Consider the following 13,857-nt stretch of genomic DNA (forward strand, 5'->3'; position numbering starts at 1 on the left):
CCTTACGGTGAAACAATGGGCTCTCCCCCGGGTGGCCGTGAGCGTTAGACATGATGTTTTGACCTGCCCATCCTCAACGCATGTAGGTTATGTTGAGGATGGAGAACCACCGACACAGAGCCACCTTGAGGAGAGCAGGTCATGAAGCAGTTTAACCCAGCAACCGATCGCATCGAGAGCGCATCGTCCCTATCCGCCTTGCTGCACGGGAGTAACCAGCCGGAACACAAGCACGGCGCCTATATTGGCCTGGATGTGCACAAAGACACCATCGCCGTGGCGGTGGCTGAGCCGGGACGTCAGGAGCCGATTTATCGTGGCGAGATTGCTAACAAGCCCAAGAAGATCGAGCAACTCATCGCCCGTCTGAGCGAAGCCTATGATGGAGCGGTGCTGTTGTTCTGCTACGAAGCCGGTCCCTGCGGGTATGGACTCTATCGCCAGCTTCTCGCCAGCGGCCATGATTGCCAAGTCGTTGCCCCATCGCTGATTCCCAAGAAAGCCGCCGAGCGCATCAAGACCGACCGGCGCGATGCGCTGAAGCTCGCGCGACTGCTGCGCAGCGGCGATCTCACCGCGGTTTGGGTTCCCGACCAAGAGCAGGAGCGCATGCGCGATCTCAGCCGCGCGCGCGATGATATTAAAGCCCAGGAACGCAAAGCCCGTCAGCAGCTCAACGCCTTTTTGCTGCGTCACGGTCACCACTGGCCCACCGGCAAGACGCGCTGGGGTGCGGCGCATGAGAACTGGCTGGCCGGACTGAAAATGGCCGATCCTTGGCAGCAGGTGGTGCTACAGAACTACATCGACGCTGAGCGGGCCGCCGGTGAGCGCGTCGCTCAGCTCACCGATCAGCTCATGCGCGCATTGCCGGAGTGGTCACTTGCCCCCGTGGTTGACTCCCTGGTGGCGCTGCGCGGTATCGACAAGCTCGCCGCGATCGTGCTGCTCGCTGAACTGGGCGATATCAGTCGTTTCGACTCCCCGCGCCAACTGATGGCCTTCCTCGGACTGGTCCCCAGCGAGCACTCCAGTGGCGGACGGCGGCGCCAAGGGGCGATTACGCTCACCGGCAACAGCCACGCCCGGCGCATGTTGATCGAATCGGCCTGGAGCTATCGCTTCCCGGCACGCCAGACCAAGCATCTCCGAGGCAAGGCCGTGAACGCCTCAGCCGGGGCCAGACGCATCGCCTGGAAGGCGCAGGTGCGCCTGTGCGGGCGCTACCGCACGCTCACCGGTGCCGGCAAAAACACCAAGCTGGTGTGCGTGGCCATTGCCCGGGAGCTGGCCGGTTTTCTCTGGGACATCGTGCGCCAGGAGATGCCTCAAGTGAACGCCCAAGCGGTCTGATCAGTGGCCGCATGTTGAGCCAATGCTGACAACCCGCTGACGCAACCCCAATCGATTCAACCATGGAGAACCCAACAGACACCTTGATTCAGGGCATCCGCGGCCGGTGTGGAGAACCCTTGTTTGGGCTATACCGGTGGTGCGCGGGAGAATCCCATCATGGGCATCCCACGTGCCGATCCCTGCTCTTAGAGAAAGGCCAGCTCCGCGACGCAGTGAAGTCCGGTGGTACCCAATCCACGTATATCAGCATGATCCACCGTCGCAGTCTGCCGCTGGGTGCCCTGAGCCAAGGTGTTTGCCATCACCGGCCCGAGAACAACGTTTTCGAAAAAAGACAAAGAAGAAGAGGTGGTTAAACAATAGTTACTACCAAACATTGACAGGTCAAAACATATCAGCCCATATTTAACAACTGGTCACAGAATTATCTTGATTTTCAGCAGGATAAGTGTACACAGATATCCGTTATGGCACTACATTTGCGATTTTGCCGCCGGTGCTGCTCATTCAGATCAAAGTCAGCTGTTGTCCACCCGGGCGATCACTCACGCCCAAGGCATCGTAAATGGCTTGCTGGCGCGGCTCCGCCCTTGTGGCTTTGCGAATATGCAGGGTGCGCCCATCGTCGCGCTTGAGCTCAACCGTGACGCGATCTTGCCCATCGAGCTCACGGCGGATGCCCTCCCAGCTCAGATGAATGCCAGCGGCTTTCAGCTGCAAGCGCAGGGTATGAACCAGATGGTAGGCTAGTACCGAGATGAACAGGTGCGCGCTAACCCGGTCGGTTTTATGGTGATAGACTGGGCGCAGGCCGAGTTCCGACTTCAGGGAGCGAAACACCGCTTCCAGATCGGTGAGCATGACAAAGGTGTGCCATAGGCGCGCTTCATCCCATTCGGTTTGATTCGTGCGTAGGCAATAGACACCGGGCAAGGTGTCATCGACCGGGGTGATCCGCGACCATCGGATGGCCTTGGCCTTTTTCCCTTTCTCATCGGGGTCGACGCTGATCTCGTAGTAGCGCGCGGCACGCGGATATTTCTGCTTCAGCCGCCCGATGCGCTCGATGACTTTCTCAAAGCGCTTGACGGTGCCTGGCTTGTGCAACCCATCGGCGAGTTGCTGCAGGGCCTGCTCGAAGCGTTGCGCGAAGCGATCGGCAATGCCGCGATCTTTGAGCTCACGTTGGCTGGAGTGACAATACAGCTCGACTTCGTTGGTTTCTTTCTTGACTACCCGCTGGGCGCGGATGGTCAGTGGGCCGTCTTCTTTGATCAAACAGGCCGCCTCGGGATCGAACTGCAGATGTCGCTTTCGGCTGACCACGACATAGCGGTAGCCCTGCGCCACCAGCCAGGCGATGTTCTCCTCGGTGGCAATGCCGGCATCGAGCACCACCGTCGGTGGGGTGCGTTGTTGCTCGGGCGTCAAGGCACGCAGCATTTTTGCCAGCGTCTCGGCTTCCACGGCGTTCCCAGCGAACACCTCGCTGCGTTTGGGAAAGCCACTGGCATCGAGCGTCAGCGCCAGGGTGACCAGCGGGCAGTCGCTGCGCTTTTCTTTCGAACGGCCAAAGGCGGCGTTGGCGTTATGCTTGGCGCTGCCCTCGAAATAGGTATTGGTCAGGTCGTAGAGCGTAATCACTTCATCAAGTTCGAACAGATCGCGCTCGCGGGCATACAGGAAGGACTCCAATGCCGGTTTGTGGGCGAGCAGCCGATCGGTGATGCGGTAGAGCGCCATCAGATCCAGGTCGGCGAAATCAACGTCGATCAACTCGCCCAGGGCGCTGCGCTGTTGCAACCACTGATGGGTCGCCAACTCGCTACCCGGCACCACCATGCGACCGATCACATTGCCGATGGCCGCCGCGCGTTGCGGGCCGCTGAAGCCCAAAGCCGTGAGTTTTTCATCCAAGCCCATCTGCCCCCAGGCGGCCAAGGCGACATGCTCGACCGCGACACTGCGCGGGCGCACCACATCGACTGTCTCGACATCGACCCGTTGGAAGTTGGGCGCGCTCCCCTCGGAGGGATCCTCCCCCGCGCGGGCGCGAATCACCTGCGCCGCCAACTGTTGCGCCAGCGGCTCCCAACGGGCATCGAGGTCAATGAACAGCTCCGACTGCCCGCCCACCAAGGCCTCAATGCGCCGTGCCAAGGCCGGCCATTGCCCGCGCGGGACCTCGAAGTGACGGCCGAGATTCAGCACCGTGCGCTGGCGCACCCGCCCGGCTTCGCGCACCGACTCCACCAGCCGATAGGTGAAGTACGGCTGACCAGTGCGTCGGCTCTTGATGGTGGTGCGGCGAATGTACATGCACGCATGTTCCGCTGCGCGGGCGCGCGCGTCAATGGGGCTCCGTAATATTATGGCACTACATTTGGGTCGCCAGTTTCAAGTCACTGATCCGGCGGGATATTATTTTCTCTCCAGAGAAAACTTCAATGACTTACGCCGATTTTCGGCGTGGAAATGTTAAATATGGGTTAGGTAGCCTGTAACCGCTGAACCGCGACCGCGATCGCCCCCCCGGCCAGAAACCTGCCAAAGCCGGTGAAGTTCTGGTATACAAGACCCCCATGCACGAACTCTCCATCTGCCTATCTCTGCTCGATCAGGTCAAAGCCATCGCCGCCGAGCATGAAGCCCGCGGCGTCGCGCTAATTCGCCTGCGCATCGGCCCCCTATCCGGCGTCGAGCCACAACTGCTCGCTAATGCCTACCCACTCGCCGCCGCCGGCACCATCGCCGAGCACGCCCGCCTGGAGATCGACTCCGCCGCCATCCGCGTGCGCTGTCGCGCCTGCGGCGCCGAAAGCGAAGCCAGCCCTAACCGCCTCCTTTGCGCAGACTGCGGCAGTTACCAGACCGAACTGATCAGCGGCGACGAAATGTTGCTCGCCAGCCTTGAACTGGACATCGACGACGCAAAGGCCAGTGCCAGCGGCGCCTGATCGGCGCATTCCTGGAAAGTGTTTGCAGCGTCCCGACCCCGATGTAAAGTTGCTCACTATGTAAAGCAAGGAGAAGCTCGCACCTCAAGTATCTGAAACTTAAGGTATTGTTAGAGAGGGGCGGCATGGAGCTTTACATATTTGTGCGTTTTCATGAAAAAGGCGTGAGTCACTTCGGTAGCTCCGAAACCTGAGATGATCATTTGCGCAGATCAGCTAAGAAGAGCTGTTTTCGGCGCGCCGCTGCAGCCAGCGGCCAAGCAGATAGCTTAGGCTGGCCACCATTGTGCACAGCGCCATGCCCCAGAGGGTATCGATCAGTACCAGGTTGAGCGGCCAATCCGGCAGGGTGGCCATGTTGGTGAGCTCATAGGTGGCGTAAGTGAACAAGCCGAACGCTGGGGCCATGGCGAGCGTGTGGACCAGGGACTGGCGCCTGAGCCCTGGTACCACGGCAAACATCAGGATGCCGACGATGTAGAGCAGGTAAAACGCCAGTGCGGCTGCCCAGTTGACTTGCTCCGAGAGCAAATGGCCGATTTGCTGCTGATAGAAATCCGCCGCGAGCCACCCAAGCCAGACCATGTCGACGGCGAAGAACACCGGCACGGTCAGCAGGTAGAGCTTGATCAAAAAAACCGGGCTCATGCATCCCCCCGATGAGTAATCGCTCTCGCCGTTGCCGAGGCGCAATTTGAGTCAGACACAGAAACTGGTGGCTAAACGGTCTGGTTGGCTGACTGCTCCTGAGGCAGCTCCGGTGGCGGCAGGAACCAGGTCGCGGCGATTTCCTGGTGCAGATCGCCGATCCCGGCTTGCAGTTCATCAACGAAGTCGTGCAGTTCGGCGTGGCTCAGGCGTTGTAACTCGGCACTATCGAGGCTGCGTGCGAGGCGACCGAGAACGCGCAGAGCGGACTCGTGGCGGGGGAGGTGTTCGAGACCGGAACGCACCGCTTCCATGCAGTAGCGCACGGCGCGGGGGAAGCTGGCATGTTGAAAAATGAATCGCAGTACCGGAGCGCGTTGGACGCGAATCTGCTCGCTGCGGCGGTACATCTGGTAGGCGGTCAGGGACTTGAGCACGCTGACCCACTGGATGGTATCGAAGGGGCGCAGTTCCTCTGCGTCCGGCAACAGGGTGGCAGAGCGCACGTCGGCGATGCGCGAGGTCATGTCGGCGCGCTCTAAGTGGCGACCGAGGCGCAGGAACTCATAGCCCTGGTCGTGCAGCATGGTGCCGTCGAGCAGCCCGTTGAGCCCCTGGGCGGAGGCGATTAGCTCGCGCAGGTAGCGGTGGCGGCCGGTTTTGGTCGAGCCATGCTGCAATTCCTCGCTGGCGAACAGATAGAGGCCGTTTAGTTGCTCCCAGGCCTCGCGCGGCACGATGTCGCGGATGGTGCGGCAGTTCTCTCGTGCCGCGGCCAGGGCCGACATGATGGAGCCGCCGTGGCGCTGATCGGCGAGGAGGAAACGCACCACGTGTCGCTCCCCATAGTCTTGGTAATGCTCCTCGAACAGCGCATTGGCGCCGGTGATGTCGATCAGCGGCTTCCAGCCTGGGGCGATACCGCGCGGCAGGTCGAGCAGCAGGTTGGCGTTGACGCTGACCAGGCGGGCAGTGTCTTCAACCCGCTCGATGTAGCGGGCAAGCCAATAGATATGTTCGGCAACACGCGACAGCATGATGACAATCCTTAAAGAGCTGGCATTACCGTGGATCGCACGGATTCATTGTCAGGGGTGGCCGGGACCATGAGACTTCGTCTGGGTTTGCGCCGCATTGAGGCCGCATTCACTTCTGGGTCTGCCCGCGTGTGTCGGCAGCCTCCCGACTGACTGCCAGGGGCTCGTCGGGCACATCCTCGGAGACGATCCAGGTATCCTTGCTGCCGCCGCCCTGGGAGGAGTTCACCACTAGCGAGCCCTTGCGCAAGGCCACCCGGGTCAGCCCGCCGGTGGTGACCTGCTGGCGGTCGGCAGAGAGGATGAAGGGTCGCAGGTCAACATGACGCGGCTCGATGCTGTTTTTGACAACCGTTGGCACCGTCGACAGTTTCAGGGTCGGCTGAGCGATGTAATTGCGCGGATCTTTCTTGATGGCGGCGGCAAATTTCTCGCGCTCGGCCTGGGTCGAGGCCGGCCCGACCAGCATGCCGTAGCCGCCGGATTCGTTTGCTGGCTTGACCACCAGTTCAGCGAGGTGCTCAAGCACGTATTTGAGCGCCTCCGGTTCCATGCAGCGGTATGTCGGGACGTTGGGGATAATCGCGTCTTCGTCGAGGTAGTAGCGAATAATCTCGGGCACGAAGGCATAGACGACCTTGTCATCCGCCACGCCGGCGCCCGGCGCGTTGGCCAAGGCGACATTGCCGGCCTTCCATGCGCGCATCAACCCGGGCACACCCAGGGCTGAGTCAGGCAGGAAGGCCTCGGGATCGAGAAACAGATCATCGATGCGGCGATAGATCACGTCGACGCGCGCCGGCCCATCGACCGTGCGCATATAAACGCTGTCATCATCATCAACGAACAGATCCCGGCCCTCAACCAGCTCGGCGCCCATCTGCTGTGCTAGATAGGCATGCTCAAAGTAAGCCGAGTTATAAATGCCGGGCGTGAGCACCACGACTTCCGGGTAGTCGGCCGGGCGCGGCGACAGGGCGGCGAGGGTGTCGAACAGTTGCGACGGGTAATCGTCGACGGGCAGGGGTGCATAGTGCTCGAACAACTCCGGCAACACGCGCTTGGTCACCAAGCGGTTCTCAAGCATATAGGAGACGCCCGAAGGCACCCGCAGATTGTCCTCAAGCACATAGATGGTGCCGTCGGCATCGCGCACCAGATCCGAGCCGCAGATGTGGGCCCAAATGCCCAGCGGCGGATTGACCCCCATGCACTGCTCGCGGAAGTTGACGGATTTTGCCAGTACCTCCCGTGGAAAAACACCGTCGGCAATGATCTTCTGCTCATGGTAGAGGTCGTCGATGAACAGATTCAGTGCCCGCACCCGCTGCTTGAGCCCGGCCTCCACTTGCTGCCATTCCCGCTGTGGAATCACGCGCGGGACTACGTCGAAGGGCCAGGAACGGTCGATGGTGCCGCCTTCCTCGGAATAGACGGTGAAGCTGATGCCCATTTCCTTGATGGACACATCGGCGGCCTTCTGCCGCTCGGCGAGCTCTTCTGCGCCCAGCGCGGCCAGGTCCGCCAAGAGCGCGCGCACGACCTCGCGCGGCTGGCCGGGCGCAGCGACTAGCTCGTCATAGAAGCCGTTGCAGTCGTATTGTGTCCAATCGATTTCCGGGTTCATGACTCAGGGCGTCTGCTTGGATAACAGGGAACTGGCTTCTGTTTTACCCGAGCTGCACGAAAAGTTCAAACCTCAGGGCTGTTCGGGCAGGCGCAGGCGCAACATAATCGGGTGATGGTCGGACAGCGGCGCACGCGAATTGGGGTAGTCGAGAACCTGATAACTGCCCGATTGAATCCAGGAGCCCGCTGCGGCGTCCAGCACTAGGTGGTCGATGGCATAGGGGAATTTTTTGTTGTACGGATACGGAAAGGGCTTGCCGGCATTGGCCAGCACCAAGCGCGCGTCCCGCGCGGGCTGACTGGAGCCGGCGATGCAGCGCCTTCCCAAGTCGTCATCCGGCTGCCAGCGGCAGATCTCGCCATCGGCGATATCAGCCCAGAAGTGATCGCCGGGCTGGTCGAGCTGGCGGTTGAAATCACCCAGCACCGCAAAGGGCTCGCCGCGCGCGACGCGGGTGTCGATCCATTCCTCGAGCATGCCCCGCTGCCGCCGCAGCGTCAGACACTGGTTGCGGCGAATCGGCTGGCGTCCCTCGAGCGCCCCCCAGGCGCAGCCGGATTTAAGATGCACCGACAGCAGCTGCAGCAGCGGTGGCCCTGCGGCGGCGCGCACGAGACTGATCCAGACGCCATGGCGGCGCCCGTCGACGCCCAGAGTGCGCAGATCCGGCTCGCGCTGGTAGTCCAGACCGAGTGCCGCCAGGCGCCCGCGATGAATGGCGAAACCGGTGCGCTGCCCGGTCAGGGTCTGGCCCTCTTGGCCGCGACATTTGCGCGCCCGGCCATCTGAGCGGCCATCCGCCCGGCCATCCGCCCGGCCATCCGCGCGGCGCGAGATGATCAGGTCGTAGTCCGCCGGGTCGAATACCCGCGCCAGAGCAACTGAGCTCTCGACTTCCTGCACCGCGATCACAGTTGCTTCCAGCCGCGCAGCCAGCTCGCTCAGGGCGCGGTAGTCCGCCGGCACCCGCGGCCGGCAACCCGCGCCATCGTCGTCGGCAAGATGCTCGAGGTTCCAGGTCGCAAGCACCAGATCCCGGCTCGCATCGGCTGGTGCCGAACAGCCACTGACGGCCAGCAGCGCCAGTAGCCCCAGGACCCGCAGCGGCCAGCTCAGGAGCCATGCAAGCGACCCGGGGAGACAGTGCGGCTGGTCCAGACTGCTCGGATGAGCTGGCATGCGCTGCCGCGCTGCAGGGGCCGACGCGGTGGCGACGGATGGCTGAGTTTTGCGGTATGCTTTGCCGTTCAATGCGGTTTCCTGATCTCGGGCTCGTCGTCCAGGCCACTGCGGACAGTGATTTCCACGACAGTGAAGCCCCGGGCAGTGAATCCCGGACAGAAAACCCACCGGATCAACGGGCAGGTTGTCAGCACTCTCGCGATGCGCGTCATTCTAATCCTCATCGCCACACTCTGGGGCCTGGGTGCGCTGCTGGCCTTCGCCCTGACTGGGAAGAAAAGCGCTGAGGCCAAGGCCACCGCTGCTTACTTTAGCCTTTGGCCGGTCGCTGCATTTCTGGTCTACGTGAGTCAGCCAGTGCCCTTGTGGATCGCAGTGCCCGTGGTCTTTGGCTTCATACCCTGGTTCCTGTCTGGCCCGCATCTGTGGATGGTGCTCTATCATCCGCAAAGCGCCAAGCCGGATGAAATTGCTGGCATTCCAAAGGCGTACTGGAAGTGGGGCGGGCTCGCCGCACTGGTGCTCGGCATCCTTGGTGATGTGCTCTTGCGCCCCTGACGCCCATGGTCCCGGCCACCCCACACATTCATTGAGCTGCCCAGCGCATGACCGACACCGCCAAGCTAACCGCCATCGACCCGCGTCTCGCTGACCGCCGCCAGCTCTCGGCCCTGCTCGCCATTGTTGCGCGCCTGCGCGACCCGGAGCACGGTTGCCCCTGGGATCTCAAGCAGACCTTCGCCTCCATCCTGCCCTATACGCTCGAGGAAGCCTATGAGGTCGCCGAATCCATTGAGCTCGACGACATGGCCGAGCTGCGCGAGGAGCTGGGGGATTTGCTGTTCCAGGTTGCCGTCTATGCGCGCATGGCCGAGGAGGAGGGCCATTTCGAGTTTGCCGATGTAGTCGAGTCCATCACCGAGAAGATGATCCGCCGCCATCCCCACGTCTTCGGCGAGGCGGACTTTTCCTCAGAGGCAGAAGCCCGCGCCAGTTGGGAGGCGATCAAGGCCGCGGAGCGCCGCGCCAAGGGTGAGCGCGAGCATATCAGCGTGCTTGAGGGTGTCGCCCAGGCGCTGCCGGCGCTGGTGCGGGCGGAGAAGCTGCAAAAGCGCGCCGCCCATGTGGGCTTCGACTGGGATGAGCTCGACGGCGTGGTTGAGAAGGTTCGCGAGGAGCTGCGCGAGTGCGAAGAGGCCATCGCCGAAGGCGACAACTTCAACGCCCGCGTGCATGAGGTGGGCGACCTGCTGTTCTCCTGCGTCAATCTCGCCCGCCACCTGGATGTGGATGCCGAGCAGGCCTTGCGCGCGGCCAACCATCGCTTCGAGCGGCGCTTCCATCGCGTCGAGGTCTGTCTGCGCGCCGCAGGCTTAAGCCCTAGCCGCGATCAGCGGGAGCGCATGGAGCGCCTGTGGGAGACCGTCAAGCACGAGGAACGCTGATGCGCCGCGCCATCACCCTGAGCACCAACGCACGCGAGACCCTCGTTGACATCACCCCCCAGGTGCGCGAGTGCGTCCTAGCCTGCTCCAGGTCCAATGGCCCAATCCGCAGCGGCCTGGTCAGCGTCTACGCCCAAGGCGCCACCGCCGCCATCATGATTCAGGAAAACTGGGACGACAGCGTACAAACCGATGTGGTCGAGCTGCTGCGCAAGCTGATCCCGCGCGGCGTCTGGCGCCACGACGCCCAGGACGGCAATGGCGATTCGCACCTTAAAGCCGGCCTGGTCGGCCCGTCCGAAACCATCCCGCTGATCGATGGCGAGCTGGGCCTCTCGACCTGGCAGAATATCTTTCTGTGCGAGTTTGACGGTCCGCGCCGGGAGCGCCGGGTGATCTGTACCATTCTCGGCGACGCATGAGCTATCTCGACCACATCGACGCATGCAATCGCTGGACCAAGGCGGACTTCCTACCCTGGGGCATCGCCGGTGAGATTCTTGGCTGGATGCGCCAGGACTTTGCCGAGAAGCTGGTCGACGTTGCCGCGCTGGCTTTCCCGGGTCAGTACCGCTTTGCATTAGAAGGCGCCGGTCCGGGGTTGGAGATGCTTGACTGGCAGCTCGAGGATGGCGACCCCAGCGCCCGCGACGCGCGGCTGACCCGCCTGTGCGCGGCACTGCAGGCGGAAGGCATGCTGCCCGCGCCCCAGGGCGAGCGCTACCCCGTGACATCGGGGCGGCGCGATCAGGCCAAATTCACAATTGACCGCGCCCACGCGCCCTATTTTGGCACTCGGGCCTTCGGGCAGCACCTCAACGGCTTCGTCCGTGGCCCGGATGGGCTTGAACTCTGGGTGGCTCGGCGCGCGGCGGATCGACGTCATTATCCCAACCGGCTTGACAACATGGTCGCCGGTGGCCTGCCGCACGGGGTGGATCTGCGCGAGAATCTGCGCAAGGAGTGCTACGAGGAAGCGGGACTGCGCGCCGAAATCGCCGACCAGGCCCATCCAGTCGGCGCCATCAGCTATTGCCGCGAGAACCGCGCCGGGCTCAAGCCGGATCTGATGTACTGCTATGATCTTGAGCTGCCGCTCGAGCTAACCCCAGTCTGCACCGACGGCGAGGTCGCCGCCTTCGAGCGCTGGCCAATCGAGCGGGTGATGGAGACCGTGCGCGACACCGAGGACTTCAAGCTGAACTGCAATCTGGTGATCATCGATTTTTTCATCCGCCATGGCTTGATCACACCCGATGATCCCGACTATTTCGAGCTCGTTCAGCGCCTGCGCTCGCCTTTGCCCTAAAAGTTTTGAGGGGTGTAAGGGTAAAATTTGAAAAGAGTTATTACTGGTAACGAACAACGAACCATGAGCAAAATTCACCGCCGCCACAGTGTTTCCGTGCGCATTGGCGACATCGTCGTTGGTGGCGATGCGCCCATCCGCGTGCAGTCGATGACCAATACCGACACCGCCGACCTCGACACCACGGTTGCGCAGGTGGCCGAGCTGGCCCGCGCCGGCTCCGAACTGGTGCGTCTGACGGTTAACAACGAGTCCGCCGCCGCTGCGGTGCCGAAGATTCGCGATGCCCTGGCCGCCCAGGGAATCGAGGTGCCCCTGATCGGCGACTTTCATTTCAACGGCCATCGGCTGCTGAGCGACTACCCCGACTGCGCCGAGGCCTTGGCGAAATATCGCATCAATCCCGGCAATGTCGGGCGTGGCGAGAAAAAGGACAGCCAGTTTGCCACCATGGTCGAGATCGCCTGCCGTTATGATCGGCCCGTGCGCATCGGGGTGAACTGGGGCAGTCTCGACCCAGAACTGGTTACGCGCATGATGGATGAGAACGCCAAGTCGCCCGCGCCCAAGCCGGCCGAGGAGATGATGATCGAGGCCATGGTCGAGTCCGCTCTTGGCAGCGCGCTGCGGGCTGAGGAACTTGGCCTCCCGCGCGACCACATCATCCTGTCGTGCAAGATGAGCGGCGTGCAGGACCTGATCCGCGTCTATCGCGCGCTGGCCCCGCGGTCCGATCACGCGCTGCATCTCGGCCTGACCGAGGCCGGCATGGGCTCCAAGGGCATTGTCGCCTCGACCGCCGCGTTGTCGCTGCTGCTGCAGGACGGCATTGGCGACACCATTCGGGTCTCCTTAACGCCCGAGCCCGGCGAATCGCGTACGCGCGAGGTGGTGGTCGCGCAAGAAATCCTGCAAACCATGGGCCTGCGCCCCTTCGTACCCATGGTCGCCGCCTGCCCTGGCTGCGGACGCACCACCAGCACGGTGTTCCAGGAGCTTGCGCGCGACATCCAGGCCTATCTGCGCGAGCAGATGCCCTCCTGGCGTGAGTGCTATCCGGGCGTCGAGCAAATGCAAGTAGCGGTGATGGGCTGCGTGGTCAATGGCCCGGGCGAGAGCAAACATGCCAACATCGGCATCAGCCTGCCAGGCACCGGCGAACAGCCCTCGGCACCGGTGTTCATCGATGGCCAGAAAGCCGCCACTTTAAAGGGCGCCGATATCGCCGGTCAGTTCAAGCAGATGGTGGATGACTACGTCATTCGGCATTACAGCGCCGCGAACTGAGATTGCCCAGCGCAGATCACTGATAAATCCAAAGGAACAAGCGGCCGTGAATGCAAGACCCGAGTCCTCCGCGCACCCCCGCCGGCAGGGCGGCTTCTGGCTGATCAATCAATTCCAGGGCGGCCTCAGCCTGGCCAACTTGCTCAAAGCGCTTGCCGATATCCGCAATGGATTTCTGCGCGTGGAGCTCTGGACCACCATGGGCATGCAAGAGATCCTCGACCGCTATCGGCGCTCCGTCCTTGGCCCTTTCTGGCTGACCATTTCCCTTGGAGTGATGGTCATCGGGCTTGGAATTCTCTACGCTGGAATTTTCCGCCAGCCGGTTGGTGACTACCTGCCCTATGTGGCTGCCGGCTTTACCATCTGGGGCTTGATCTCGGGGATCGTGCTTGATGGTAGCCGCTGCTTCATTGATGGCGAACCGATGATTCGCCAGCTTCCCGGGCCCCTATCAACCTATGTTTTCCGGGCGATCTGGACAAACTTCATGGTGTTTAGCCATAACATCTGGGTGTTTGTCATTGCTGCGGTCATTTTCCAGGTCAATCCGGGGTGGGATGTCTTTTTGGCTATTCCAGGGCTCTTGCTTGTGCTTTTCAATGGTGTGTGGATCGGCATTTTACTGGGACTCATCAGTGCTCGATTTCGCGATGTCCCGCAAATCATCGCCAGCGTGACCCAGCTTGCGTTTTTCATGACGCCAATCATCTGGAAGCCGGACATGTTAAGCGACCGCGCATTTATTCTGGATGCCAATCCCTTCTACCATCTGGTCGAGATCATTCGTGGCCCCTTGCTTGGGCAGGCACCGGCGCTGAGTCAATGGCTAACGGTTGGGGTTATTACGATTCTTGGCTGGACGGTCACGCTCCTGTTCTACACCGTCTACCGCTGGCGCATCGCTTATTGGGTTTAATCTTCAAGATTGACCTGATCGCCTCAATTTTTCGTTCGCGCGACATTATCAAGGCGGGCGCTTTGATAGGGCGCAAAAACAGATTGC

Annotated in this window: 13 protein-coding genes; 8 read left to right on the forward strand and 5 right to left on the reverse strand. The window is 61.9% G+C overall.

Annotated elements, in window-relative coordinates:
* The first annotated feature begins 141 nt into the window (after nt 1-141).
* Nucleotides 142-1,353: an IS110 family RNA-guided transposase gene (locus Thiosp_RS00480; RefSeq protein ID WP_323696718.1), complete on the forward strand. Its 1,212-nt coding sequence runs from the start codon at nt 142-144 to the stop codon at nt 1,351-1,353.
* A 510-nt stretch (nt 1,354-1,863) separates the two neighbouring features.
* Here Thiosp_RS00480 and Thiosp_RS00485 read toward each other — a convergent pair.
* Nucleotides 1,864-3,675 (reverse strand): IS1634 family transposase, encoded by a 1,812-nt coding sequence (locus tag Thiosp_RS00485; RefSeq protein ID WP_323696449.1) that lies wholly within the window; start codon nt 3,673-3,675, stop codon nt 1,864-1,866.
* Between the two features lie 263 nt (nt 3,676-3,938).
* Here Thiosp_RS00485 and Thiosp_RS00490 point away from each other — a divergent pair, with 263 nt between their 5' ends.
* The gene (locus Thiosp_RS00490) at nt 3,939-4,313 is read left to right on the forward strand and encodes a hydrogenase maturation nickel metallochaperone HypA/HybF (RefSeq protein WP_201063122.1); all 375 of its coding nucleotides are present in this window, start codon (nt 3,939-3,941) and stop codon (nt 4,311-4,313) included.
* 216 nt (nt 4,314-4,529) lie between these two features.
* Here the strand turns inward: Thiosp_RS00490 and Thiosp_RS00495 are convergent, their stop codons facing one another.
* From Thiosp_RS00495 to Thiosp_RS00510, 4 genes are all read right to left on the reverse strand, one after another.
* Entirely contained in the window at nt 4,530-4,961 is a 432-nt protein-coding gene (locus Thiosp_RS00495; protein WP_201063121.1) for a DUF2177 family protein, read from the reverse strand.
* A 71-nt stretch (nt 4,962-5,032) separates the two neighbouring features.
* Nucleotides 5,033-5,998, reverse strand: a complete 966-nt coding sequence (locus Thiosp_RS00500) for an alpha-E domain-containing protein (protein WP_201063120.1) — start codon at nt 5,996-5,998, stop codon at nt 5,033-5,035.
* Nucleotides 5,999-6,107: 109 nt separating this feature from the next.
* Nucleotides 6,108-7,625 carry a circularly permuted type 2 ATP-grasp protein gene (locus Thiosp_RS00505; RefSeq protein ID WP_201063119.1) on the reverse strand — a complete coding sequence of 506 codons (1,518 nt, stop codon included), beginning with the start codon at nt 7,623-7,625 and terminating at the stop codon, nt 6,108-6,110.
* A 72-nt stretch (nt 7,626-7,697) separates the two neighbouring features.
* Entirely contained in the window at nt 7,698-8,807 is a 1,110-nt protein-coding gene (locus Thiosp_RS00510; protein WP_201063118.1) for an endonuclease/exonuclease/phosphatase family protein, read from the reverse strand.
* Nucleotides 8,808-9,011: 204 nt separating this feature from the next.
* On the opposite strand from Thiosp_RS00510, the gene Thiosp_RS00515 reads away from it, so the two are divergent.
* The 6 genes from Thiosp_RS00515 (at nt 9,012) to Thiosp_RS00540 (ending at nt 13,770) form a co-directional block, all read left to right on the forward strand.
* Entirely contained in the window at nt 9,012-9,368 is a 357-nt protein-coding gene (locus Thiosp_RS00515) for a hypothetical protein (protein ID WP_201063117.1), read from the forward strand.
* 47 nt (nt 9,369-9,415) lie between these two features.
* The gene (mazG, locus tag Thiosp_RS00520; RefSeq protein ID WP_201063116.1) at nt 9,416-10,255 is read left to right on the forward strand and encodes a nucleoside triphosphate pyrophosphohydrolase; all 840 of its coding nucleotides are present in this window, start codon (nt 9,416-9,418) and stop codon (nt 10,253-10,255) included.
* Complete coding sequence (locus Thiosp_RS00525; protein ID WP_201063115.1) at nt 10,255-10,677, forward strand: secondary thiamine-phosphate synthase enzyme YjbQ; 423 nt, start codon at nt 10,255-10,257, stop codon at nt 10,675-10,677. Before mazG ends, Thiosp_RS00525 begins: the two co-directional genes overlap by 1 nt.
* Entirely contained in the window at nt 10,674-11,564 is an 891-nt protein-coding gene (locus Thiosp_RS00530) for a DUF4743 domain-containing protein (RefSeq protein WP_201063114.1), read from the forward strand. The genes Thiosp_RS00525 and Thiosp_RS00530 overlap by 4 nt, the downstream gene beginning before the upstream one ends.
* A 63-nt stretch (nt 11,565-11,627) precedes the next feature.
* Nucleotides 11,628-12,851 (forward strand): flavodoxin-dependent (E)-4-hydroxy-3-methylbut-2-enyl-diphosphate synthase, encoded by a 1,224-nt coding sequence (gene ispG, locus Thiosp_RS00535; RefSeq protein ID WP_201063113.1) that lies wholly within the window; start codon nt 11,628-11,630, stop codon nt 12,849-12,851.
* 205 nt (nt 12,852-13,056) lie between these two features.
* Nucleotides 13,057-13,770, forward strand: a complete 714-nt coding sequence (locus Thiosp_RS00540) for an ABC transporter permease (RefSeq protein ID WP_242518176.1) — start codon at nt 13,057-13,059, stop codon at nt 13,768-13,770.
* Nucleotides 13,771-13,857: the final 87 nt, after the last annotated feature.

The organism is Thiorhodovibrio litoralis (assembly GCF_033954455.1).
Classification (GTDB): domain Bacteria; phylum Pseudomonadota; class Gammaproteobacteria; order Chromatiales; family Chromatiaceae; genus Thiorhodovibrio; species Thiorhodovibrio litoralis.